Origin of the sequence: Lacrimispora xylanolytica, assembly GCF_026723765.1 — a bacterium.
Classification (GTDB): Bacteria; Bacillota; Clostridia; order Lachnospirales; family Lachnospiraceae; genus Lacrimispora; species Lacrimispora xylanolytica.
This window is the reverse complement of the sequence record NZ_CP113524.1, coordinates 2,994,027-3,018,164: the sequence shown is the minus strand read 5'-3', so window position 1 is coordinate 3,018,164 and position 24,138 is coordinate 2,994,027. Positions and strand designations below refer to the sequence as shown.

The 24,138-nt window shown below is 44.1% G+C and carries 17 protein-coding genes, 1 tRNA gene and 1 pseudogene; 13 read left to right on the top strand and 6 right to left on the bottom strand.

The window, feature by feature from the left end; translation table 11 throughout:
• Nucleotides 1–67 precede the first annotated feature (67 nt).
• The 5 genes from OW255_RS14110 to OW255_RS14090 all read left to right on the top strand — a co-directional run bounded on the left by OW255_RS14110 (nucleotide 68) and on the right by OW255_RS14090 (nucleotide 5,492).
• Nucleotides 68–922, top strand: a complete 855-nt coding sequence (locus OW255_RS14110; RefSeq protein WP_024838289.1) for a carbohydrate ABC transporter permease — start codon at nucleotides 68–70, stop codon at nucleotides 920–922.
• On the top strand, nucleotides 922–1,746 hold the full coding sequence (locus tag OW255_RS14105; protein WP_268114429.1) for a carbohydrate ABC transporter permease: 825 nt from the start codon (nucleotides 922–924) through the stop codon (nucleotides 1,744–1,746). Before OW255_RS14110 ends, OW255_RS14105 begins: the two co-directional genes overlap by 1 nt.
• Before the next feature lie 79 nt (nucleotides 1,747–1,825).
• The gene (locus OW255_RS14100; RefSeq protein ID WP_268114428.1) at nucleotides 1,826–3,556 is read left to right on the top strand and encodes a sensor histidine kinase; all 1,731 of its coding nucleotides are present in this window, start codon (nucleotides 1,826–1,828) and stop codon (nucleotides 3,554–3,556) included.
• A gap of 22 nt (nucleotides 3,557–3,578) precedes the next feature.
• Entirely contained in the window at nucleotides 3,579–4,352 is a 774-nt protein-coding gene (locus tag OW255_RS14095; protein ID WP_024838286.1) for a response regulator transcription factor, read from the top strand.
• Between the two features lie 15 nt (nucleotides 4,353–4,367).
• On the top strand, nucleotides 4,368–5,492 hold the full coding sequence (locus tag OW255_RS14090; RefSeq protein WP_268114427.1) for an alpha/beta hydrolase family protein: 1,125 nt from the start codon (nucleotides 4,368–4,370) through the stop codon (nucleotides 5,490–5,492).
• 20 nt (nucleotides 5,493–5,512) lie between these two features.
• Here the strand turns inward: OW255_RS14090 and OW255_RS14085 are convergent, their stop codons facing one another.
• Complete coding sequence (locus tag OW255_RS14085; RefSeq protein WP_268114426.1) at nucleotides 5,513–6,028, bottom strand: hypothetical protein; 516 nt, start codon at nucleotides 6,026–6,028, stop codon at nucleotides 5,513–5,515.
• Nucleotides 6,029–6,445: 417 nt separating this feature from the next.
• Between OW255_RS14085 and OW255_RS14080 the strand changes: the two genes are divergently transcribed.
• Nucleotides 6,446–7,123 carry a DUF6678 family protein gene (locus OW255_RS14080; protein ID WP_268114425.1) on the top strand — a complete coding sequence of 226 codons (678 nt, stop codon included), beginning with the start codon at nucleotides 6,446–6,448 and terminating at the stop codon, nucleotides 7,121–7,123.
• Between the two features lie 190 nt (nucleotides 7,124–7,313).
• Here OW255_RS14080 and OW255_RS14075 read toward each other — a convergent pair.
• Nucleotides 7,314–7,384 (bottom strand) — tRNA-Trp (locus tag OW255_RS14075).
• 383 nt (nucleotides 7,385–7,767) lie between these two features.
• Here OW255_RS14075 and OW255_RS14070 point away from each other — a divergent pair.
• The 3 genes from OW255_RS14070 (at nucleotide 7,768) to OW255_RS14060 (ending at nucleotide 11,010) form a co-directional block, all read left to right on the top strand.
• Nucleotides 7,768–8,010: an HPr family phosphocarrier protein gene (locus OW255_RS14070; protein WP_024838282.1), complete on the top strand. Its 243-nt coding sequence runs from the start codon at nucleotides 7,768–7,770 to the stop codon at nucleotides 8,008–8,010.
• A 104-nt stretch (nucleotides 8,011–8,114) separates the two neighbouring features.
• Nucleotides 8,115–10,523 (top strand): ATP-dependent DNA helicase, encoded by a 2,409-nt coding sequence (locus OW255_RS14065; protein WP_268114424.1) that lies wholly within the window; start codon nucleotides 8,115–8,117, stop codon nucleotides 10,521–10,523.
• Complete coding sequence (locus OW255_RS14060; protein ID WP_268114423.1) at nucleotides 10,492–11,010, top strand: GNAT family N-acetyltransferase; 519 nt, start codon at nucleotides 10,492–10,494, stop codon at nucleotides 11,008–11,010. Before OW255_RS14065 ends, OW255_RS14060 begins: the two co-directional genes overlap by 32 nt.
• Before the next feature lie 40 nt (nucleotides 11,011–11,050).
• Here the strand turns inward: OW255_RS14060 and OW255_RS14055 are convergent, their stop codons facing one another.
• Nucleotides 11,051–11,926, bottom strand: a complete 876-nt coding sequence (locus OW255_RS14055) for a LysR family transcriptional regulator (protein WP_024838279.1) — start codon at nucleotides 11,924–11,926, stop codon at nucleotides 11,051–11,053.
• Between the two features lie 139 nt (nucleotides 11,927–12,065).
• Here OW255_RS14055 and OW255_RS14050 point away from each other — a divergent pair, with 139 nt between their 5' ends.
• On the top strand, nucleotides 12,066–12,662 hold the full coding sequence (locus tag OW255_RS14050; RefSeq protein WP_268114422.1) for a sigma-70 domain-containing protein: 597 nt from the start codon (nucleotides 12,066–12,068) through the stop codon (nucleotides 12,660–12,662).
• Nucleotides 12,659–13,267 carry a histidine phosphatase family protein gene (locus OW255_RS14045; RefSeq protein WP_268114421.1) on the top strand — a complete coding sequence of 203 codons (609 nt, stop codon included), beginning with the start codon at nucleotides 12,659–12,661 and terminating at the stop codon, nucleotides 13,265–13,267. Before OW255_RS14050 ends, OW255_RS14045 begins: the two co-directional genes overlap by 4 nt.
• 112 nt (nucleotides 13,268–13,379) lie before the next feature.
• Here OW255_RS14045 and OW255_RS14040 read toward each other — a convergent pair whose 3' ends face one another.
• Nucleotides 13,380–13,697 (bottom strand): hypothetical protein, encoded by a 318-nt coding sequence (locus OW255_RS14040; protein WP_268114420.1) that lies wholly within the window; start codon nucleotides 13,695–13,697, stop codon nucleotides 13,380–13,382.
• A gap of 254 nt (nucleotides 13,698–13,951) precedes the next feature.
• Between OW255_RS14040 and OW255_RS14035 the strand changes: the two genes are divergently transcribed.
• Complete coding sequence (locus tag OW255_RS14035) at nucleotides 13,952–17,701, top strand: phosphoribosylformylglycinamidine synthase (protein ID WP_268114419.1); 3,750 nt, start codon at nucleotides 13,952–13,954, stop codon at nucleotides 17,699–17,701.
• Nucleotides 17,702–17,737: 36 nt separating this feature from the next.
• Here the strand turns inward: OW255_RS14035 and OW255_RS14030 are convergent, their stop codons facing one another.
• Complete coding sequence (locus OW255_RS14030; protein WP_268114418.1) at nucleotides 17,738–18,019, bottom strand: hypothetical protein; 282 nt, start codon at nucleotides 18,017–18,019, stop codon at nucleotides 17,738–17,740.
• Between the two features lie 528 nt (nucleotides 18,020–18,547).
• Nucleotides 18,548–19,399 (bottom strand): annotated as a pseudogene (locus OW255_RS21095) (hypothetical protein); the annotation flags it as partial.
• A 2,810-nt stretch (nucleotides 19,400–22,209) separates the two neighbouring features.
• Here OW255_RS21095 and OW255_RS14020 point away from each other — a divergent pair.
• Nucleotides 22,210–24,123, top strand: coding sequence for an APC family permease (locus tag OW255_RS14020; RefSeq protein WP_268114416.1), 1,914 nt, complete (start codon nucleotides 22,210–22,212; stop codon nucleotides 24,121–24,123).
• Nucleotides 24,124–24,138: the final 15 nt, after the last annotated feature.

Sequence of the window (24,138 nt, the reverse complement as noted above, 5' to 3'; positions counted from 1 at the left end):
CAGGGTGGCAGGTAGCTAAAGCTATATAAAACCCTGACTTTATTTTTTCAACATATTGGAGGCATGAATGAACCAGAAAACGAAAAAACGGCTGCAGGAATTTACCTTTGTACTGCCGGCACTGATTATATTCTCAATATTCGTGGTCTATCCGTTTCTGCAGGGGTTTCCGATCTCCTTTACGAAATGGGATGGAATGAGTCCGGTTAAAAAATATGTGGGCCTAAGCAATTATATCCGTATTTTTCAGGATGCCAATGTATTAAATGCCATAAAAAATACACTGATCTTTACAGCAGTTACAATGGTATTTTCTAACCTTTTTGGTTTGCTTTTTGCCCTGATGATATCGAAAAAATCAAAAGTAAATAACTTACTCAGGACTTGTATTTTTGTACCTTATTGTCTTAGCCTTGTATTATCTTCCTATATCTGGAGATATGTATACAGTGATGTGTTTTTTAATGTGTTTGGAATTCCAAGTCCCCTTGGAAGCAGGGTCTGGGTCATGATCGGACTCTCTGTGATCTCTATCTGGAGAGATGCGGGTTACTGTATGGTCGTTTATATTGCGGCGATTCAGGGAGTATCCAAAGATTATTATGAGGCAGCAGAGCTGGAAGGCGCCACGTCATGGCAGAAGTTCAAAGCGATCACATTCCCCATGATTGCACCGGCAATTACCGCAAACTTCACCCTGCTTCTGGCCTGGGGTATGAAGGTGTTTGATTATCCAATGGCAGCGACAGGCGGAGGACCGGGAAGAGCTTCTGAAACTGTGGCAATGTTAATTTACAACAACTTATTTACTTATTTTAAAGCTGGCTACGGACAGGCAATTGCAGTGGTATTTACCATAGCTATTTTCATTGTCAGCACACTGGTATCAAAGAATTTAAGAGCCAGGGAGGTGGAGATCTAATGAACCGGACATTAAAGAAAAGCTTGACTCTTATTATAAAAATTGCAATCACTCTTTTGGTTGTCAGTCCCTTTTACATTGCAATTATTTATTCCGTCAAATCAAAACCAGAGATGGTTGCCAATCGCCTGGCATTCCCCAAAATCATTCACTGGGATAACTTTACACGGGCCATAGAAACCTCCAATTTCGGCCTGGCTCTTAAGAACAGCCTTGTGACCACAGTCGTATCGGTTGTGCTTATTACCCTGTTCTGTACCATGGCAGCTTATATCATTGCCAGAAAAAACAACAAGTTCTATAACGGAATCTATTATCTGTTTATAGGAGCTATGATTATTCCATTTCAGTCGATCATGACCCCACTCTATATCGATATGACAAAATGGAAGCTGTTAAATACCCTTCATGGGTTTATCATGGCAAAGGTCGGTTTTCAAATTGCATTTACCGTACTTTTAGTATCAGGTTTTGTTAAAAGCATCCCCAAGGAACTGGAAGAGGCGGCTTCCATAGATGGAGCCGGCATCTATTCCACATTTTTCCGCATTGTATTTCCGCTGATGAAGCCAATCATACTGACATCTGTTATTTTAAATTCACTGAATGTATGGAATGATTTCCAGATGTCTTTAACACTGCTTCAGCAAAAACAGGTCCGGAACATCCCACTGACCCAGTATTTCTTCTTTGGAGAGAACAGCATAGAGCTGGGTCTTGCCTTTGCATTATTCATTCTCTCCATCATACCTATCTTACTTCTTTACCTTATGCTTCAGAAGTACATTATCGGAGGAATTACCTCCGGTGCGGTTAAGGGCTGATATTGCCATAATCAGTCGCTTTCTGTCGTTGACATTCTCATTATGAGTTGATATAGTTGGAAAAAACAGGAGGTGGCTGATGAGACCCGCCGATAAAAAAATTCATTTCAGAAAAACTCTGTATTTTAAAATGATCGCGGTCACCATGCTGTTAGGCGTGACATTTCTGGGAGCCCTGGTCTGCATTTATAAGGTCAGCAGCAACTGGTTTAAGACAGAGCTGACCAATCAGTCGGATACCTTAACCGAGCAGATATGCCGAAACATTGATATATCGTTAAAGGAATTGGTGGAGGATACCATCCCATTGTCAGCCACAAACGAACGGTTTGGTCCGCTTTTATATCAGATGGTTGGTTCTGAAAAGACGGAGGTTCCATTTCTCACCCAGAGGATCCGAAAGCAATTAGAAGAAATGCTCAGCGCCAATTATGACATTAACTGGGTCGCCATCGTAGATCCTGCTAACAACATTCATATGGTTTACCGGGATTCCAGAATTCGGGAAGAAAGACCAAAAGATGAGGACGTGAGAAATCTTTATTTTAAGAATCTGGGAAATCTGGCTGACCAGCCCGGAAATACGGTATGGACAAGCAGTCCCAATGAGAACGGAATCATTCTCATGCGGTATTTGTTTGATCAGGGTAGTATGAAATTCTGCGGCTGTGTCATTGCAGAGGTACAGAATGGTTCCTTGAAAGAAATATTTTCTAACATAGACAGCAATCGAATAGGGAACTTCACATTATATGATAGAAACGAAGCCCTTCTATTCTCTACCAATGAAGGCACCAGTCAGGAAAACCAGAAAAAGAATAACAAGCATGACTACCTGTATGCAGAGTACTTTATTAACAGGAGCCGGCTGCGGATCTCTCATGAGGTTGATTTGACGGAAAAATACAGAACATTTTCTGATCTTCTTTACTTTATATCTGCAGTGGGACTTCTTTTATTTGTTCTTATTATAATATTTCTCTGGCTCATGTTTGGAAATATGGCAAGGAATCTGGAGATACTGCTCCGTAACATCAGTCAGATATCAAAGGGAAAATTTGATATGGAAGCCACCTCTTTTTCCAGCGGTGACCAAATGGATGTTCTCTCGGATCATATTCATGAAATGGCGGGCAGAATCGAAACTCTCATGGCAGAGGTGGTTAAAGCAAAGGAAATTCAGCAGCAGAATGAATACATGCTGTTGGAATTCAAATACCATGAACTCCAGGCTCAGGTCAATCCGCATTTCCTGTTCAATGTCCTCCAATCCATCAATGGCATTGCTCAAATCAATGGAGATGAAGAGGTCAGCCGGTTGATTTGTTATTTATCCAAATTTTTCAGGGGTAACATTAACCGCACACAGCCTACCTGCAGCGTAAGCATGGAAATTGAATACGCAGAAAATTATCTGGAGCTTTACAGCAATATTTATCCTGACAGGCTGAATATTCAGTGGGATGTGGATGAAAGTCTGCTGGATATTATGATACCAAGCTGTATTTTACAGCCTATCATTGAAAACTCTCTGGTTCATGGCATGGAACCGAAGATAGGTATTTGTACCATTCGCATTTCTGTTTATCAGGAAAAGGATCGTCTGATCATAAAAATATGGGATGATGGAGAGGGCATACCGCCTGATAAGCTCTTAACCACCATTCATGCGGACGGAGAAAGAAAGCGGATTGGTATTAAAAATGTTCATGACCGGATCCAGCTTATGTATGGTCCGGAGTACGGCGTGTATATAGAATCGGAATATCTTCATTACACAGAGGTAAGGCTTGAATTTCCTCTGCCCTGATTGTCCGAAAAGGAGTGACATTATGTATTCAGTAGTAATCGTAGATGACAATAAGATAGCAGTGACAGCAATTGCGCGTTCTACTCACTGGGAAAACTTCCAATGTGAAGTTACCGGAGTGGCATACGATGGAATTGCCGGCCTGGAACTGATTCACAAAGAATGTCCGGATATCGTGATCATTGATATCCAGATGCCGGGATTTAACGGCCTTGATATTATTGAAAAATTAAATCAGCAAAAGCAGGATACCCAGTTCATCATAATTTCCGGTTACAGCCATTTTGAGTATGCTCAAAAGGCCATCCGGTATGGTGTCAGTGATTTTCTCTTAAAACCGATTATGACAGATGAACTGGAGCAGGCTTTAAAGAAGGCGGTAGACACGCTTTCCAGAAATAAAGAAAGAGAAGAAGAGGAGGAGACGGATTCCTTGGAAGGTAAAGTACAATCTATTCGTTCTAACAGAGAGGAATACTCCAAACTGGTTTTTAATGCAATCGATTATGTGGAAAGGAACATTCAGCGCAATATTTCATTATCAGACATCTGCGAAGAATTGTTGATATCTACATCTTACTTCAGCAAGTGCTTTAAAAAAGAAACCGGCGTAGGGTTCTCCAATTATGTTACTATGGTAAAAATGATCAATGCCAAAATACTGCTTAAAAATCCACAGAACAGAGTTAACGAAGTATCACGTATGCTGGGCTACAGTGATTACTCTTACTTCTTTCAGGTATTTAAGAAATGTTTTGGTTTTGCACCAAGCGATATTAAGCAATACAGCAAATAAGAGAGGGGAAGAGTCATGATAGAAAACAAAAGAAATATTCCCTCCATATTAACCTGCCTTGACGGGACAGAGGTCGGGGATTGGGAAACCTGGCTCAAGAAACGCAGATCTGAGCTTCTTAATCTGTTTCGCCAGGAAGAATACGGATTCCTGCCTGACATGAGCGAGGTTGAAATTAAGATACGGGTGGCGGATTCCAGAAGATCAGAAGAAATCATGCAGGGACGTGCAATCAGAAACACAGTGGAAGTGGAAGCAATCAGAAACGGCATTCATTTTAGCTTTACATTTGCAGCATTTATTCCAGCAGATGCAAAGGGCCCGGTGCCTGCTTTTGTTACTGTCTGCAATAGAGGAATCAAAGACAGCGATCCGGCCAGACATTTTCTAAGCTCCTTTTATCCGGCAGAAACGATTATTTCCAGAGGATACGCCTGTGCAGCATTCCGTACCCAGGAGGTATCACCGGACTATGATGAGGGCTTTACCACAGGCTTTTCCAGGCTGTTCCCGGAATATGTGGAAGGAAGATCAGACGATGCCTGGGGAGCTATAACTGCCTGGGCCTGGGCGGCTAGCCGTATTATGGACTATTTTGAGATGGAACCTTTGATTGATGAGAAACGGGTAGCTTTGGTTGGGCACTCCAGAGGCGGAAAGACAGCCCTTTGGGGGACGGCTCAGGATGAACGCTTCGCCATGGCAGTAAGCAGCTGTGCCGGAAACAGCGGAGATGCCTTATCAAGAGGAGCAAAGGGTGAAAAAATCGGAGATATTGTCAAACGATTCCCCTATTGGTTCTGTAAGAACTATCAGAAATATGTAGATAAAGAAGAAACCCTTCCGTTTGACCAGCATATGCTTCTTGGTCTCATTGCACCAAGGTTAGTCTACACCTCAGCGAAGACCTTTGACAGCTGGGCTGACCCGGAAGGGCAGTTTGAATCCTGTATACAGGCTAGTCCGGTTTATGAGCTTTTTGGAAAGAAGGGAATCGGGCAGAAGAAACGGCCCTTGCCGGAACAGCCTGTACACGAAGGAAGGATCGGACACCATTATAAGACAGGAAATCACGATATGGATGAGTATGACTGGAATTGTTACATGGATTTTGCTGACCTCCATATGAAGGCGAAGTAAAATCGGGTGCTCATTCACACTTACGAAATCACTGCAAGTACCACTGTAAAAATTAAGCTTACAATGGAACTGGAGAGCCCGATACTGAAACCAAAATAACACAAAACCGGTACTTTTTCCCGGATCAAATAAGATACTTTTACATGCGTACTAAAAGATGGTAATGGCAGTGGTGAATAAGGCCTGTTTTCCAGATCAAAAACATAATCCCCGGAGGGAACGGAAAACGTATATAATATACTACGGCTGACCCCGCTAAGTGATACGGAGCTGCTACCGGTGATACCGGCTCTCATGGAAACCTTTCTGGAGTCTGGTCCTATAAGAATAGGATTTTCTACCATTAAGCGGTTGGTCTTGTAAGCCTTAGACTCGCCCCAAAGGGAATAGCTGCCCTGCTCAAGATGGATGATCTGGCCCTTTGTCAAGTTTGATGCGACAATCGGGGAATGAAAAACCATCTTGCCCATTTTAATCGTAAAAAGAATTAATGCCAATGTAAGCGGTATGCCAACTGCTAATATAATCACAGTCATTGTTATCACTCCATTTCTTTATAATATATTTGACCGATTCTATCGTTAAAGTGAATGGTTCATAATTATTATATCATAGTGGAAAAATGATGTAAATGAAAGTGGTTATAGGCTGCTTATAGGTTACAAGATTCAGGTTAACTGATACTGAGCTGAGCACTATTGAAGATTGGTATCGTAAAAATGGAGGAGTAAACAGAGAACTTATTAGCCACTGGACAATTAAAATCTGGTGGCTTTTGTAATGGTAAGATAGTATAATGGAGGAAAATAAAAAGGTTAGAGTGAATGAATATGAAGTAGTAGGTAAGTTTGATTGCAATGGTAAAAGTATGGTAGTAATTAAGGCTACTCAGAGACATACATAATGTCTGGTGATGAGTGGGATCTAACAAAACAGATATTAATTAAGGAGATATGATGTTTTACGATGATTTATGCAAGAACTTGAATCCGAGAAGTGGGATTGTTCAGCCCAATACTGCTCATGATGAAAAAGAAAGTTCCATACTTTTTGACATCGTATGGAAAGGGGATTTTCATTTTATTGTTTCGGGATGGACTCATTTTGGATGGTACTATATAGTACGCAATAAACAGGAGATATCGGAAATTCACCATTTTGCAGAGATTAATAGTAATCTTTTTAAAGGCATGCAGAAAATGATAGACGAAGTCGAAGGTGGAAAATATAAAAATAAAAAAACTTTAAACGAAAAAATAATTGCTGAAGTTGAGAAGAGAAATCTTGTTTCCTACATGAATAACACAAAATGGCATAAATTAATAGAAGCAATAAAGTCGCAAATGTGTGATATTCCGATACAATATAAGACACTTTTTGAAGTTGAAGTTCCTAATACCTATTGGACAATATATGGAGATGAACATTTTGATTACATGAATATGGCAATCATCGAGTGGTTCAAAATAGCATGCACAATAAAAGAAAGTGAGTACGTAGGAAGGCTGCTTGATCCAGTAACTACCATCATTGACAAGGAAGAAGAACTACTTCAAATTTTTGGAAAGTATAATATACCTTATGAGTATGATGGGGATGAAAGAGGATTTATTATTTATGGATATAAATAAGTGGTTTATATCATTGTTAAATTAGCATTTGTTTGGAAAGGAGTATGAGTGATAGTAAATAAGGATTATATAAAAGAATCATAAAAGATGACCCAAGAGCTATTGACAAGGTAGAGTCATTATGGGCTGATTCCTAAAAACAAAAAGCCTCAAAATCTTGATTATATCAAGAATTCTGAGACTCTACGAGCAGGGGAAGAGGGGCTCGAACCCCCATTTACGGTTTTGGAGACCGTTGCTCTACCATTGAACTATTCCCCTTTGGTAAGCTTTTTGTGCCCTCACCCGAGCACCTAGAAAGTATAGCATAGAAGTTTTTAAATTGCAACCATTTTTTTGAATAAAATAAAAAATTTATTCTACTGTTAAAGGGAATCCGATTGTGGTAAAATTATATCAAGTTTAAGATTTTAAGGTTTATTCATAAGCTTGAAATAAATGTATAAGAATAAGACAAGAATTCCCGATATAAAAGGAACCTCAGCAGAAAAATGTATCGATATTCCTGCATATGAAGAGCTGCCACTGCGAAATATGCACAAAAAGGAAGAAAGGGTTAAGTCCGGAGCATAATTTGACAAAACGTGTCAATCATGATATAAGTATTTAGTGACTTTTTCTTTATTTTAAAAGGAGTTTTGATTATGAAACAGTATAAGATCATGCTGCCTACCGTTGCTGAGGCAAAAAAGTTTGTTACCGCTGCTGCAAAATGTAAATTCGACATAGACGTTTATTACAATAGAGTGACCATTGACGCAAAGTCTATATTAGGAGTTTTAAGCCTGGATTTAACGCAGGTGTTGACCGTGGAACTCCATGGGGAAGATGCAGATTTTGAAGCATTTTTAAAGGAGAAAGCTCCGGAGAAGTGTTCCGCAGCATAAGCAAACAATCTAAAAAGGGAATTGTAAGCCAGAGGGCATACAGTTTCCTTTTTTTGTGTATGTCTGTGAAGCCAGACTCTCACCCCTAAAAGGAATGGAGAAATATGTCAGAGAATAAAATTATAAAAATATCAGTGAGAAATCTGGTCGAGTACGTATTACGGTCCGGTGATATTGATAACCGCAGAACATCGGCAGCTGAAAAGATGGCCATGCAGGAAGGCAGCAGGATTCACAGAAAGATTCAGCGCCGTATGGGAACGGATTACCGGCCTGAGGTATCATTAAAGCATACCGTAGATCAGGATCAGTTTCAGATACTAATTGAAGGCAGGGCTGACGGAATCATAGAAAAGCCAGACAGTGTTACCATAGATGAGATTAAGGGAATGTATATGGATCTATCCTATCTGGACGAGCCATTCCAGGTTCACTTAGCCCAGGCCATGTGCTATGGCTATTTTTACTGCTTTGACCACAAACTTCCCGGTGCTGTCATACAGATGACATACTGCAATCTGGAGACAGAGGAAATACGCCGATTTCAGGTGGATAAGACATTTGAGGAACTGGAGACCTGGTTTCAGGGGCTGATTCACGAATACGTCAAATGGGCCAGATATCTATACATTCATGAGATAAGAAGGGATGAATCCATCGGGGAGCTCTCGTTTCCATTTCCTTACCGCTCCGGTCAAAAGGAGCTGGTGGTCTCTGTGTACCGTAGTATATTAAGAAAAAGAAATTTATTTATACAGGCACCTACCGGGATCGGAAAGACCCTTTCAACCATTTATCCAGCCATAAGAGCCATGGGAGAGGGACTTGGGGACAAGCTGTTTTATCTGACTGCCAAGACCATTACAAGAAGTGTGGCAGAGGAGGCCTTTGAACTCTTGAGAGAGCAGGGGCTCTATCTTAATACGGTAACCATAACTGCAAAAGATAAGCTCTGTTTTTTAGAGACACCGGAATGCAATCCGGATGCATGTCCTTATGCAAAAGGTCATTTTGACCGGGTAGGGGATGCGGTTTATGATATCCTTCATCAGGAGAGCGGAATTACCAGAGAGATTGTTCTGGCTTATGCTAAAAAGCATCAGGTATGTCCCTTTGAATTCTGTCTTGATATCAGCAGCTGGACGGATTCCATAATCTGTGATTACAATTACGTATTTGATCCCAACGTAAAGCTGAAACGGTATTTTTCCGAAGGAGTTTCCGGGGAATACCTGTTTTTGGTGGATGAGGCACACAATCTGGTACCAAGAGGGAGAGAGATGTACAGTGCCATTCTCTATAAGGAAGATTTCCTGCTTGAGAAAAAAATCATTAAAACCATGGACCCAAAGCTTGTAAGGCTTTTAGACCGCTGCAACAAAGAGCTTCTTGAAATGAAACGGGAATGCGAGAGCTTTCGGATTCTGGAAGATATACGGTTTTTTGTTACCGGAATCTTATCTCTGTTTGGGGAGATGGAGAAGTTTATGGAGGTTCATCAGGATTTTAAAGACCGCGATCTGGTCCTGGATTTTTATTTTGCTCTCAGGGACTTTATAAATATCTATGAACGTCTGGATGAGAACTACCGTATTTATACAGAGCTTCTAAATGATGGCCGGTTTATGCTTCGTCTGTTTTGCGTAAATCCTTCTAAAAACTTAAAGGAGTGCTTAAATAAAGGAAATGGAACGGTGTTTTTTTCAGCCACACTGCTTCCCGTTTCCTATTATAAGGAGCTTTTAAGCGGAGACCAGGAAGAATATGCGGTATATGCCCATTCTCCATTTGATCCGGGAAAAAGGCTATTGATGGTTGCAGGAGATGTCAGCAGCCGCTATACAAGAAGAAATAAAAGAGAGTATCAAAAGGTGGTAGATTACTTAACGGCCATTGTTTCAGAAAAAAAGGGAAACTATATGGTGTTTCTGCCTTCCTATCATTTTCTGAAGGAAGTGGAAGAAGTTCTTTGGGAGACTTCTTTGGAGAATCTGGGTTTTACATTTTTATCTCAGGCTTCCAGCATGAATGAAGAGGAAAGGGAAGAGTTTCTTCAGGAATTTTCAAAAGACAGGGAGCTTTCCTTTGTAGCTCTCTGCGTGATGGGAGGAGTTTTTTCAGAAGGAATTGATTTAAGGGCTGACCAGTTAATCGGCGCCGTTATTGTAGGAACCGGCCTGCCCATGGTCTGTACCGAACAGGAAATATTAAAGGGATATTTTGATGAAAAGGAACAAAACGGCTTTGATTATGCCTATCAGTATCCCGGCATGAACAAAGTAATGCAGGCAGCAGGAAGAGTGATTCGGACTGTGGAAGATGAAGGAATCATAGCTCTGTTGGATGAAAGATTTTTAAGACCTGATTATCAGGCTCTTTTTCCAAGGGAGTGGGATGGATATTATGAGGTCCGTCTTAAAAATGTAGGGAATGTAGTAAAAGAATTCTGGTGCCAGCGGGAGAGAAAAGGAGAGAATGAATATGAAGAGGACATTGAGACTTCGCCCAAGTAAAAAAGAAGATGGCAGATACCTGGTTTCATGGTTTGACAATGAGTACATGATGCGGCTTTGGTGCAGGGACCGCTTTACATTTCCTCTGACTGAGGAACAGATAAAGGAGTATTATGAAGGCTTTGAACATGATCTGCTGTCCTGGGGCTTTACCGCCATTGATGAGGAAGGGACACCGGTTGGCAGCTTTTCCATGTTAAGGGCAGACTATGAGGCGGAAAGAATCCATATGGGATATATTGTGGTCGATCCCAATTTAAGGGGAAAGGGGCTAGGCTATGAGATGGTCTCTCTGGCTGTTCGGTATGGCGTAGAGATCCTTGGAATGAAAAAGCTTACCCTTAAGGTATTTGATAATAATCCTGGTGCGAAACGCTGTTACGAAAAGGTGGGATTTACGGTGGAAAGTGCCGAGGAGAAAGGCTTCCTGTTCCAAAATGAGATGTGGAAGGTTTATCATATGGCTTATGTAGCCAAGAATGAATAAAACCTGCCATTCACATGGAAGACAGGTTTTCCGGGGCAAATTAAAGCATATCCATGAATTGTCTGGTGGCCTGAGAAACGGGAATACTTTCATTATAAGCAACAATCATCTGGCGAATCGGAAGCTTTTCTGTGAGCTTTACCTGGAATAAATCCTTGTCTTGTTCCGGGATGCAAAAATCAGGAACAAAGGCAATGCCAAGGCCGATGCGGGCCAGATCAATTAAAAGATCATTACTGCTAAGTTCAATTTCAGGAACCAGGTCCAGCTGCTCCTTTTGAAACATATGATGGAGAAATTCGCTGGTGGTACTCTTTCTGTCCAACATTAAAATAGGATAAGTTTGAAGCGTTTGTAAGCTTACTTCTTCTCCTTTTAATGGAAAGTACTCTTCATTGGCTACAAATACATCGGAAAATTCATTGATGACACGAACATTCTGAGCGTTGGAGAGACCTGAGTTTGGATAATTGGTAATAATGAAATCCACCTGTCCATTTTCCAAAAGGTGAGCGCATTCAATGGATGTCTGATTTGTTACCTTGATATGCACATTTGGAAATTCCTTATGAAACCGGTTTAAATAGGGAACCAGATAGTAACGGCATATGGTATCGCTGGCACCGATGCGCAGCTGACCGCCGTTTAGGGTATTGGCTTCCAATAGCTGGTTTTCTCCCTTTTGAATCAGGTTGATGGCAGGTTCTATATGCTTTAAAAGAATTTCACCTTCCGGAGTAAGTTGGACTTTTTTTGTACTTCGGATAAAAAGAGTCTGATTCAGCTTTTTCTCAAGAACCTTGATGGACTGGCTGACTGCTGACTGGGAGATGAATAGCTGCTTGGAGGCTTCGGAAAAGCTTAAGGTGGCAGCTACATGGTAAAAGACTTTATAAAGTTCAAAATTAATATCCATCATTAGTCCTCCTTATAAGTATAAGGACATTCTATCACGAATTTGATTGGTTTGTAAAGGAATTTGACAAATTTCCTGGGGTGCGGTATAGTAACGGGCACAGGTATCAGGAATGAACGAAAAAGGAGCGAAAAAATATATGCATGATGATTTTTACAAAATGTATTTAGAGGAAATGGGAGACATCAGTCCCTGTACAAAAGAGGAGACTGAGCTTCTTTTACATGATATAAAGGAAGGCAAAGATGAGGCGAAAAAAAGGCTTGTAGAAGGAAATTTAAAAACAGCCCTTTCCTATGCCAAAGAATATGATGGTAAGGGTGTGCTTCTTACGGACCTGGTACAGGAAGCGAACATGGCATTGATGATGGCAGTGGACCAGTATGAGGGAGCTCCAGTTAAGGAAGAATTTGACCATTTTGCAGCAACCATGATGAAAGAATATCTTCAGGCAGCCGTTGATGAGGAAATTTCCGCGGAGCAGACAGGAGAAGAGCTGGCTGCAAGAGTCAATGTACTCCAGACAGTCTCACAAGCTCTTTCTAAGGACCTGGGACGGGAAGCTACCATAGAAGAGCTGGCAGATAAGATGAAGATGACAGTGGATGAAATCCATGGAATCATGAAGATGGCCATAGAGGCCATGAGCCTGAATGCAGAAAATATGGATCTGGATGCTCTATCAGAAGCAGAAGGGTTTGATTTCATCGAACAAGAGGACGAGGACTACGAATGAAGATTTATCTCATACGACATGGGCAGACAGATTGGAATATAGCGGGAATGATTCAGGGAAGCCATGACATTCCTTTAAATGAAACCGGACGCATCCAGGCACGGAAACTGGCAGAAGCCATGGATGAAAGGCCAATAACAAAAATTTTTTCAAGCCCTCTCATCCGTGCAGCCGAAACAGCACAGATGATTGCTAAGAGGCAAAAGGTAGAGCTGTGTTCAATAAAACCTCTTGTGGAAGTGGAATTTGGAAAGTGGGAAGGGCTTACATGGGCTGAAATTGAAAACCAGTTTCCAGAGGAATTAAAGCGCTGGACTATGAATCCCCAGGAAGTCTCACCTCCAGGCGGTGAAACGCTTACCTCCATAAGAAACCGTTGTGTCGAGGCATGGAAAACCATAAGAGAGATCACAGGTGGTAATGAGGATGTGGCAATTGTATCTCACGGAGCTACACTGGGCCATTTCTATTCCTTTCTAATGAGCAATAAGCCAGGAGAAGATCATAAAATCGTAGAAAACGCCAGCATTACAACCATCTCGTATGATCCATTGACAGAGGAATTTCATTTGCTGGAACGGAATGAAAGCTCGCATCTTAAATAGAACGGTCACATGGCTTAATAAGACAAACAGGGGAAGCAGGCCGGTACATTGACCGGTCGGCTTCCCCTGTTTCCATGGGACCCGTATCACGTTATGTGAAGAATATCGATCCTTAATCAAACAGTGTTTCCACCAGAATATTCAGCATGGAGGGTGCGGTGCGGATGTAGAGATGGTTGCTCTTGCCGCAGCGTATAGAGGTCTGCATCAGATAATCCTTTGATACGTCTGTGTCAAAGATACTGACCATATTGGCACAGGATTCAATAATAGAGTTAAGCTGTCCAGCTTTCTCAATGAATCGGTCAATATGAGTTTCCTGCAGAGTCAGGCACACCTCCAGGTTTGGTATTTGCTCATCTGTTTTAAACTGGCTGTCTTCGAATAAATATTTCTGGGATAAGTTTTTTAGTTGTTGATCAAGATCCATATTATGTTGCGCTCCTTTAGTAAAAAAATCCTTTACTACTATATTGTACTTTAATTAAACTTTCAAGTATTTTTGAAAAAAATATGGAAAAATGTCGAATGCAATCCCGGGAATAATACAAATTAAAAAAGAAGATTATTTTATATTAATTGTACTGATTAATAACATAAGATATATTAATTTCACTAATTGATATGTAGTGTGGTATGATGATGGTATCAATGGACCATATGGATTTTTACAAGGAGGAAATTATGAGTGTAAGAAGAGTATACGTGGAGAAAAAACCAGCCTATGCTGTGAAAGCCAATGAATTGAATGAAGAGATCAAAAGCTATCTTGGCATTTCCAGTGTGGAGGGAGTGCGGGTTTTGATCCGTTATGATATGGAGAATCTGTCTGATGAAATCTATGGATTGGCTCTTACTACCATTTTTTCCGAGCCTCCTGTGGACGAGTACTATTTGGAGGAATTTCCGGCTGAGGAAGGCGATCTGATCTTTTCCGTAGAGTATTTGCCCGGCCAGTTCGATCAAAGAGCAGACTCTGCAGAGCAGTGTATTAAGCTATTAAAGGAAGACGAAGAGCCTGTGATTAAGTCCGCAGTTACTTATGTAATTTCCGGGTCCTTTACCCAGGAACAGATTACAGAAATAAAATCCTTCTGCATCAACCCAGTAGATTCCAGAGAAGCAGATGAGACAAGACCAGAGACTTTGGTTACTGTATTTGAGACACCAGAGGATGTTTTGGTATTTGAAGGATTTAAGGAATTAACAAAGAATGAATTAGAGGAGTTGTACGAAGGCCTGAACCTTGCCATGACATTTCAGGATTTCCTCCATATTCAGATTTATTATAAAGAAGATGAGCACAGAGATCCGACTATGACAGAAATCCGTGTATTGGATACGTATTGGTCTGATCACTGCCGTCATACCACCTTCCAGACAGAGTTAAAAGACGTATCCTTTACAGACGGGGATTACAGAAAACCGATCGAGGATACGTATCATCAGTATCTGGCAGACCGGGAAGAGGTATTAAAAGGAAAAAATGACAAATACGTATGTCTGATGGATCTCGCTCTCATGGCAATGAGAAAGCTCCGTAAGGAAGGTAAACTTGAGGATCTTGAGGTATCGGAAGAGATCAACGCCTGCAGCATCGTGGTTCCAGTTCTCGTTGACGGAGTGGAAGAGGAATGGCTTGTAAACTTTAAAAATGAAACCCATAACCACCCGACGGAAATTGAACCCTTTGGTGGTGCGGCCACTTGTCTTGGCGGAGCCATCCGCGATCCTCTTTCCGGACGTACCTATGTTTATCAGGCCATGCGCGTGACTGGAGCGGCCGATCCTACAAAGCCTCTTCATGAAACCTTAAAAGGAAAGCTTCCCCAGAGAAAAATAGTAACCGGGGCAGCTAAGGGCTATAGCTCCTATGGTAATCAGATTGGTCTTGCCACCGGGTATGTAAAAGAAATCTACCATCCGGATTATGTGGCTAAGAGAATGGAAATCGGCGCCGTTATGGGGGCTGCCAAAAGAGCCAATGTGATCCGTGAGACTTCAGATCCAGGAGATATTATTATTCTGCTTGGCGGCCGTACCGGTCGTGATGGCTGCGGTGGAGCCACTGGTTCCTCTAAGGTTCATACCGAAGCTTCAATTGAAACCTGCGGGGCTGAGGTGCAGAAGGGAAATGCGCCTACCGAGAGAAAGATTCAGCGCCTTTTCCGCAGAGAAGAGGTCAGCAAGCTTATAAAGAAGTGCAATGACTTTGGTGCAGGCGGAGTATCCGTTGCCATTGGAGAACTGGCCGATGGATTAAGAATTGATCTTGATATGGTACCGAAGAAATACGCAGGACTTGACGGAACTGAAATAGCCATATCCGAATCTCAGGAGCGTATGGCTGTTGTCATTGATCCCAAGGACCGGGATAAGTTCCTTTCCTTTGCAGCGGAAGAAAATTTAGAAGCAGTCGTCGTTGCTGAAGTAACGGAAGAAAAACGTCTGGTCATGAGCTGGAGAGGTAAGACAATCGTTGATATCTGCCGGGCATTCCTGGATACGAACGGTGCCCACCAGGAAGCATCTGTAGTTTTGGAAGTACCGGATAAAGCTGGTAATGTATTTGAAAAGAAAGAGATAGCTGATGTAAAGAATTCCTGGCTTCAAGTGCTTTCTGATTTAAATGTATGCTCTCAAAAAGGTCTGGTGGAAATGTTTGACGGTTCCATTGGTGCTGGAAGTGTATTTATGCCCTTTGGCGGCAAATATCAGATGACGGAAACACAATGTATGGTAGCAAAGCTTCCTCTGCTTCAGGGCACTACAGATACCGTTACCATGATGAGCTATGGATTTGATCCTTATTTATCAAGCTGGAGTCCTTATCACGGTGCAATTTATGCAGTGTTAACCTCTGTTGCCAAGATCGTGGCAGCAGGCGGAGATTATAAAAAGATCCGATTTACCTTCCAGGAATATTTCAGAAGAATGTCAGAGGAAGGCACTCGCTGGAGCCAGCCATTTGCAGCCCTTCTCGGTGCTTACCATGCACAGATGGGATTCTCTCTTCCTTCCATTGGGGGAAAGGACAGTATGTCTGGTACTTTCCAGGATATTGATGTTCCTCCCACTCTGGTTTCCTTTGCTGTGGATATTGCTAGCCAGAAGCATATCATCACACCAGAGCTTAAAAAGGCAGGAAATAAACTCGTATTATTTACCATTAAGAAAGATTCCTACGACTTACCAGATTACAGTCAGATCATGGAAGGATACGAGGCGCTCTTTGCAGACATTTTAGCTGGACGGGTTGTATCGGCTTATGCAGTGGAAGGCCACGGAATTTGTGAAGCGGTCAGCAAGATGGCCTTTGGTAACAGACTTGGAGTAACCATAGAAGAAACAATTGATCCTGAGGATTTCTTTGCAGCCGGCTGGGGAAATATCGTCTGTGAAGTACCGGAAGATAGAATATCTGAACTTGGATTTTCCCATACTCTGTTGGGCGAAGTTACAGAACAGGAAGCATTTGCTTATGGAGATGTAACTATTACTATGAGTGAAGCTTTAAAATCATGGACAGAAACGTTAGAGGAAGTATTCCCTACTGATTCAGGAGCAAAAAAGACTCCAGTCCAGGAGACGCTTTTTAAAGGTGACAATATTTACGTATGTAAAAATAAGGTGGCAAAGCCCAATGTGTTCATTCCTGTTTTCCCTGGCACGAATTGTGAATACGACAGTACAAAAGCATTTGTAAGTGCCGGTGCTAATGTGACAACAAGAGTTTTTAAAAACTTAAGTGCTGAGGATATCAGGGAATCGGTGGAGCTTTATCGAAATGAAATTAAAAACTCCCAGATTGTTATGTTCCCAGGCGGTTTTTCCGCAGGTGACGAACCAGATGGTTCCGCTAAATTTTTCGCAGCTGTATTCCGCAATGAGCTGATCAAAGAGGAAATCAACAAGCTTCTCAATGAAAGAGACGGTTTGATGTTAGGAGTCTGCAATGGATTCCAGGCACTCATAAAGCTTGGTCTGGTACCAGAAGGAACGATTGTAGAGCAAAGGGAGGATTCACCGACTCTGACTACGAACACCATTGGACGCCACATTTCTAAAATGGTATATACAAAGGTCGTAAGCAATAAGTCTCCATGGCTTTCAGGAGCAGAATTGGGAGGGGTATACTGCAATCCGGCTTCCCATGGGGAAGGTCGTTTTGTAGCAACAGATGAATGGCTTTTAAAGCTGTTTAAAAATGGACAGGTGGCGACTCAGTACGTGGATGAAACTGGTTGTCCTACTATGGACGAGAGTTGGAACCCCAATGGTTCATTTATGGCAATTGAGGGAATTACAAGCCCAGATGGCCGTATTCTTGGAAAGATGGCACATTCCGAGAGAAGAGGAGAGGCTGTGGCAATGAATATCTATGGAGAGCAGGATCTAAAGATCTTTGAATCCGGAGTTAAATATTTTAAATAAAGGATTACCGCCGGTAGAAAAACCGGCGGTAATTTTTTATTCTATATAGATGCCTCCAAAGGTTGAAAAAGCACCAGATTGTGCCCCGGTAGTCACATCTCCTCTCCAGCCTACGGCAATAGCAACCAGTGTGCCTGCAGAGATGGGGACATTTAAGTTAGTTAAGGATCCACTTCTCATGGCAAATTTTGGAAGAGTACCGGAAGCTGGACCAACATATGGTTCTGCGTCAGTAATCGTATCTTGTATTATAGTGAATGAAATCTGATTATTAATATTGTCTGGATTTGCCACAGCAAGGCATGCGAAGGGGATCATAGTAATTCCTTCTGCAAGCGAGTTGTCTTGCTCAGTGCCAAATATTACATAAATATTCCTTACAATTACGTCCCGCGGCATAACAAAGGAGGCTGCATAGTTGAAACTTCCCCCTTCCGCTAAAGTAAAATTAATTGTTCCGGAAGTCCAGTTCCCTGGGTCAATAGTGACAGGATATTCAGAATTACGGCTAAATCCCGCGAACTGAATTTGTTCAGGATCACCATTGGTACCAGTAGTAACTAACTGAGCATCATTGTTTACAATTGAAAATGGAATGACTGCAGATGCAGGTGCGACTGGTCCGGTGTCGCCAGTAGGTCCGGTATCGCCAGTAGCTCCGGTAGCGCCGGTAGGCCCGGTATCGCCAGTAGGTCCGGTGGGTCCGGTAGCGCCGGTAGGCCCGGTGTCACCAGTAGGTCCGGTGTCGCCAGTAGGTCCAGTAGCGCCGGTAGGACCGGTGTCGCCAGTAGGTCCAGTAGGACCGGTGTCGCCAGTAGGTCCAGTAGTGCCGGTAGGTCCGGTATCGCCAGTAGGTCCAGTAGCGCCGGTAGGTCCGGTGTCACCAGTAGGTCCGGTGTCGCCAGTAGGTCCAGTAGCGCCGGTAGGACCGGTGTCGCCAGTAGGTCCAGTAGGACCGGTGTCGCCAGTAGGTCCGGTAGTGCCGGTAGGTCCGGTAGCGCCAGTAGGTCCAGTAGGACCGGTAGGTCCGGTAGCGCCGGTAGGCCCGGTGTCACCTGTAGGTCCGGTGTCGCCAGTCGGTCCAGTAGCGCCTGTAGGTCCGGTGTCGCCAGTAGGTCCAGTAGGCCCGGTGGGTCCAGTAGCGCCGGTAGGTCCGGTGTCGCCAGTAGGTCCAGTAGGACCGGTGTCGCCAGTAGGTCCAGTAGTGCCGGTAGGTCCGGTATCGCCAGTAGGTCCAGTAGCGCCGGTAGGTCCGGTGTCGCCAGTAGGTCCGGTAGTGCCGGTAGGTCCGGTATCGCCAGTAGGTCCAGTAGGACCGGTAGGTCCGGTAGTGCCGGTAGGTCCGGTGTCGCCAGTAGGTCCGGTGGGTCCGGTAGCGCCGGTAGGCCCGGTGTCACCAGTAGGTCCAGTAGGACCGGTAGGTCCGGTGTCGCCAGTGGGTCCGGTGGGGCCAGTATCACCGGTAGGCCCGGTAGGTCCAGTGTAGCCAGTGGGCCCAGTAGTTCCGGTGTCACCAGTAGGTCCGGTATCGCTGGTGGGCCCGGTAGGTCCAGTGTAGCCAGTGGGCCCAGTAGGTCCGGTGTCACCAGTAGGTCCGGTATCGCTGGTGGGCCCGGTAGGCCCAGTGTAGCCAGTGGGCCCAGTAGGTCCAGTATAGCCAGTAGGCCCAGTATAGCCAGTAGGTCCGGTGTCACCAATGTCACCAGTAGGTCCGGTATCGCCGGTAGGCCCAGTATAGCCAGTAGGTCCAGTGTAGCCGGTGGGACCAGTGGGTCCAGTATCGCCGGTAGGTCCGGTAGGCCCAGTATAGCCAGTAGGTCCAGTATCGCCAGTAGGCCCGGTGGGCCCAGTATAGCCAGTAGGTCCGGTGTCACCAGTGTCACCAGTAGGTCCGGTATCACTGGTAGGCCCGGTAGGTCCAGTATAGCCAGTAGGTCCGGTGGGCCCAGTATCACTGGTAGGCCCGGTAGGTCCAGTGTAGCCAGTGGGTCCAGTAGGTCCAGTATCGCCAGTAGGCCCGGTGGGGCCAGTATCACTGGTGGGCCCGGTAGGTCCGGTGGGCCCAGTATAGCCAGTAGGTCCGGTGTCACCAGTAGGTCCGGTATCACTGGTAGGTCCGGTAGGTCCAGTGTCGCCAGTGGGCCCAGTAGGTCCTGTGGGCCCAGTATCGCTGGTAGGCCCGGTAGGTCCAGTGTAGCCAGTAGGCCCAGTGGGTCCAGTATCGCCGGTAGGCCCAGTATCGCTGGTAGGTCCGGTAGGTCCAGTGTCGCCAGTGGGCCCAGTAGGTCCTGTGGGCCCAGTATCGCTGGTAGGCCCGGTAGGTCCAGTGTAGCCAGTGGGCCCAGTAGGTCCGGTGTCACCAGTAGGTCCGGTATCGCTGGTGGGCCCGGTAGGTCCAGTGTAGCCAGTAGGCCCAGTAGTTCCGGTGTCGCCAGTAGGCCCGGTGGGGCCAGTATCACTGGTGGGCCCGGTAGGTCCAGTATAGCCAGTGGGCCCAGTGGAACCGGTATCGCCGGTAGGGCCAGTATCACTGGTGGGTCCGGTAGGTCCAGTGTAGCCAGTAGGCCCAGTAGTTCCAGTGTCGCCAGTAGGCCCGGTGGGGCCAGTATCACCGGTGGGACCGGTAGGTCCAGTATAGCCAGTGGGCCCGGTGGGTCCAGTATCGCCGGTAGGCCCAGTATCCCCGGTAGGTCCAGTGTAGCCAGTGGGCCCAGTAGGTCCGGTGTCACCAGTGTCACCAGTAGGTCCGGTATCGCTGGTGGGTCCGGTAGGCCCAGTGTAGCCAGTGGGTCCAGTATAGCCAGTAGGCCCGGTAGGACCAGTATAGCCAGTAGATCCGGTAGGTCCAGTGTAGCCAGTGGGCCCAGTAGGTCCGGTGTCACCAGTAGGCCCGGTAGGTCCAGTAGGCCCAGTAGGCCCGGTAGGCCCGGTAGGTCCAGTGCCACCGGAAGGTCCAGTATAGCCAGTAGGCCCAGTATTTCCGGTAGGTCCAATGTCACCGGTAGGTCCAGTGCCACCGGAAGGTCCGGTATAGCCAGTGGGTCCAGTGTCGCCAGTGGGTCCAGTATAGCCAGTAGGCCCAGTATCCCCGGAAGGTCCAGTATAGCCAGTGGGTCCAGTGTCGCCGATGGGTCCAGTATCACCAGTCGGCCCGGTATCGCCAGTCGGCCCAGTATCGCCAGTGGGTCCGGTATCGCCGGTAGGTCCAGTGTCGCCGATGGGTCCAGTATCGCCAGTGGGTCCAGTATTGCCGGTAGGTCCAGTATCGCCGGTAGGTCCAGCATCGCCAGTGGGCCCAGTATCGCCGGTAGGTCCTATAGCACCAGTAGGTCCGGTATCGCCGGTAGGTCCAATGTCTCCGGTAGGTCCAGTGCCGCCAGTCGGTCCAGTGTCGCCGGTCGGTCCAGTATAGCCAGTGGGTCCTATGCTACCAGTCGGTCCGGTATCACCAGTCGGCCCGGTGCTGCCAGTCGGCCCAGTGCTTCCCGTCGGCCCAGTATCACCAGTCGGCCCTTCATTACCAGAATTCTCCTGAATGATAACAAGTGTGGCTTTTACCGGTAAATTGGGACTATAATAAAACATAGCAGAGCTTACGTTAACCAATGATAAAGTTATTGGAGCTTCAGGAACATCTATAACTCCGATCCCCACCACTTCAGTTGTCTTTATCGGTGAATTACCTATCAGGAAATCGCCCTGTGAAGTGACAATAGCAAAAATTACACCAAAGGTGTTGGGGGAAGACTGAGTGGCGACCCACCAGTCAATATAGAATCTGCCTGTTTCATTAATCGTTATGGTACCGGTTAATGGATTATAGCTAATGTTACCAGAGGAATATACCGTGGAATCAAAAAGGACATTGCTATTATTATCAACAGTACCATCTGAGGTACGTTCTATTTGAAGTGCAATATTACTCATATCCTCAAATATCTCCTTTTCCTTATTTTTACTAGATGTATTTAAGAACTAATACCTTAGGTCTATATAATAAAATATGCTGAAAAACAATACGGTTTCGCGATGAGGGATAAAGGAGTGGATAACTAAGAAAAGATAGTAGCAATATTTTAATCTGAATTAAATTAAAAAGGTATTTTCCAGAGAATATTCTTTTAAGAAAATAGGGAAATAATAAAAATATATTAATTAGTGAGACTTAAGTTTTATTTTATTGTATTTACCTCCCCTACCAAAGACAGACTAAGCCTTAAGATATAAAACAAATGAATATGGTATGCTAGAAGGTATGTTATCATCTATTCAGTCAAATGAGATGTTTTGGGATTGGATACAGCATTAGGAATCATATAAGAAATAACATAAGAAATAAAAAGGTAAGAAAGGTCTACATTTATTTTTAACGTTTTATTAATACCATTCTGTTATAAATTACACTTGACAATAACGAAAATTAAGCCTATGATGATTCATCGGAATATTTAATTATAGGAAAGTGGCTATAATTAAAATATGTAGTAAAATGCCAGAGAGGAATTATCATGGATTCAAAGAAAAAATTAAAAAATATATTACTGGGGAATGCTTTAAAAAGCAATGATCTGGAAGGAGAGAAGCTGGGACCGTTTTGGGGTGTTCCCATTATGGCAAGTGATGCAGTATCTTCGGTAGCATATGCCATTGAGGAGATGCTGCTGGTGCTGGTTCCGATTATAGGACTGGCTGCAGTGGATTACTTAGGCCTGGTTACTTCGCCAATTATTCTGCTTTTCCTGGTGCTTGCTTTTTCATATTCGCAGATTATTGCCTGCTATCCAAATGGTGGGGGTGCCTATGTCGTTTCTGCTGAAAACATAGGAAAAACGGCCTCCCTGGTTGCAGCTTCCGCCCTTATGATTGGTTATGTCATGACGGTTGCCGTCAGCCTTTCTGCCGCCACAGCGGCGCTTGTATCGGCATTTCCTGCCTTCATAAATTACAGACTGTTGTTTGCACTGTTATTCTTGTGCATTATCACACTTTTAAATTTAAGGGGAATGAGAGAGGCGTCAAAGCTTTTTGGTATTCCGACGTATGCATTTATACTAATCATGCTGGCTCTCATTGTTACCGGCTTTGTAAAGCTTTTTACCGGTAACTTATCTCCGGTTCAATACCCGGAATCTATGAAGTCCGTAACGGACGGCGTGGGCACAGTTTCTCTCTTTCTTTTGCTCAGGGCCTTTTCTTCCGGATGCTCGGCATTGACCGGTGTAGAAGTAGTCAGCAATGCAGTTCCAAGCTTCCGGGAGCCTTCCCAGAAAAATGCCAAGAATGTACTATTTATTCTGGTAGGAATTATTATCGTCATTTTCGGAGGATCCGTAATCCTTGTAACGTCACTGCATATCATTCCGTTAGAAGGAAAGACTGTTATCTCTCAGCTTGGGTCAGCAGTTTTTGGACATGGTATCATGTTTTATATCCTTCAGTTTGCTACCTCTTTGATCCTTTTGCTGGCAGCTAATACTGCTTATAACGGCTTACCTACTCTGCTTGCTATCCTTGCTGACGATGGTTATGTGCCTCGACAGTTTATGCATCGGGGAACCAGGCTCAGCTTTTCAAACGGTATTTTATTTATTTTTTTCCTGGCAGCCTTTCTGCTCATTATTTTTAACGCAGAGACTCATTATCTGATACCTCTTTATGCCATCGGAGTATTTTTATCCTTCACTCTTTCCCAAACAGGAATGGTGCTAAGGTGGATTCGTGTAAAAGGAAAAGGATACTGGTATAAGATGCTGATTAACGGTCTTGGTGCTTTGATGACCGGAACCGGAACTGTCATTGTATTTGTTACAAGGTTTCATCAGGGTTCCTGGCTTTTAGCAATTGTCATTCCGGTAATCGTATACATTATGTACCGGATCGAGAAGCATTATCAATTCGTAGGACGCCAGCTAAAGGTCAATAACTTCATGGCCCATTATCATAAAAGCGTTAGTAAGGATACGAATCTTTGTATCGTGTTAGTGGGTGGAATCAACCGTTCTGTATTAAAAGCTCTTAACTATGCTAATTTAATAACCTCCAACGTTGTTGCCCTTCATATCTCTACCGATGAAAAGCAAAGTGAACTGCTGAGAAAGAAATGGGTGGAGACGGGCATAGATGTGCCCCTTGAAGTTGTAAACTCTCCTTACCGGGAGCTTATAGAGCCGGTTGAGGACTATATCAGCAAACGGGAACAGAACTTAGAGCCTGGCGATATGATTACCATTGTCATGTCTCGTTTTATGGAAGAAAGCTGGTTTGCCAACATCCTGCACAACCAGACCACATATTTTATCATGCAGAGACTGAGGAGACATAGAAATGTATCCACCGTCCTGGTTCCTTATCTTTACAGTTCGGCATTTGTGCCTGCTTGTGAAAAGAAAATAGAGCATGAAGAATGGAAAAAAGATAAATAAATGACAAAAACCGTC

Bases quoted from the DNA above. Each gene is read 5' to 3' on its own strand.
- OW255_RS14110 (WP_024838289.1), top strand. From the start codon at position 68: ATGAACCAGAAAACGAAAAAACGGCTGCAGGAATTTACCTTTGTACTG.
- OW255_RS14030 (WP_268114418.1), bottom strand. From the start codon at position 18,019: ATGATCCCCTTCGCATGCCTTGCTGTGGCAAATCCAGACAATATTAAT.
- OW255_RS14070 (WP_024838282.1), top strand. From the start codon at position 7,768: ATGAAACAGTATAAGATCATGCTGCCTACCGTTGCTGAGGCAAAAAAG.
- OW255_RS14080 (WP_268114425.1), top strand. From the start codon at position 6,446: ATGATGTTTTACGATGATTTATGCAAGAACTTGAATCCGAGAAGTGGG.
- OW255_RS14035 (WP_268114419.1), top strand. From the start codon at position 13,952: ATGAGTGTAAGAAGAGTATACGTGGAGAAAAAACCAGCCTATGCTGTG.
- OW255_RS14055 (WP_024838279.1), bottom strand. From the start codon at position 11,926: ATGGATATTAATTTTGAACTTTATAAAGTCTTTTACCATGTAGCTGCC.
- OW255_RS14085 (WP_268114426.1), bottom strand. From the start codon at position 6,028: ATGACTGTGATTATATTAGCAGTTGGCATACCGCTTACATTGGCATTA.
- OW255_RS14100 (WP_268114428.1), top strand. From the start codon at position 1,826: ATGAGACCCGCCGATAAAAAAATTCATTTCAGAAAAACTCTGTATTTT.
- OW255_RS14040 (WP_268114420.1), bottom strand. From the start codon at position 13,697: ATGGATCTTGATCAACAACTAAAAAACTTATCCCAGAAATATTTATTC.
- OW255_RS14045 (WP_268114421.1), top strand. From the start codon at position 12,659: ATGAAGATTTATCTCATACGACATGGGCAGACAGATTGGAATATAGCG.
- OW255_RS14020 (WP_268114416.1), top strand. From the start codon at position 22,210: ATGGATTCAAAGAAAAAATTAAAAAATATATTACTGGGGAATGCTTTA.
- OW255_RS14065 (WP_268114424.1), top strand. From the start codon at position 8,115: ATGTCAGAGAATAAAATTATAAAAATATCAGTGAGAAATCTGGTCGAG.
- OW255_RS14050 (WP_268114422.1), top strand. From the start codon at position 12,066: ATGCATGATGATTTTTACAAAATGTATTTAGAGGAAATGGGAGACATC.
- OW255_RS14060 (WP_268114423.1), top strand. From the start codon at position 10,492: ATGAAGAGGACATTGAGACTTCGCCCAAGTAAAAAAGAAGATGGCAGA.
- OW255_RS14090 (WP_268114427.1), top strand. From the start codon at position 4,368: ATGATAGAAAACAAAAGAAATATTCCCTCCATATTAACCTGCCTTGAC.
- OW255_RS14095 (WP_024838286.1), top strand. From the start codon at position 3,579: ATGTATTCAGTAGTAATCGTAGATGACAATAAGATAGCAGTGACAGCA.
- OW255_RS14105 (WP_268114429.1), top strand. From the start codon at position 922: ATGAACCGGACATTAAAGAAAAGCTTGACTCTTATTATAAAAATTGCA.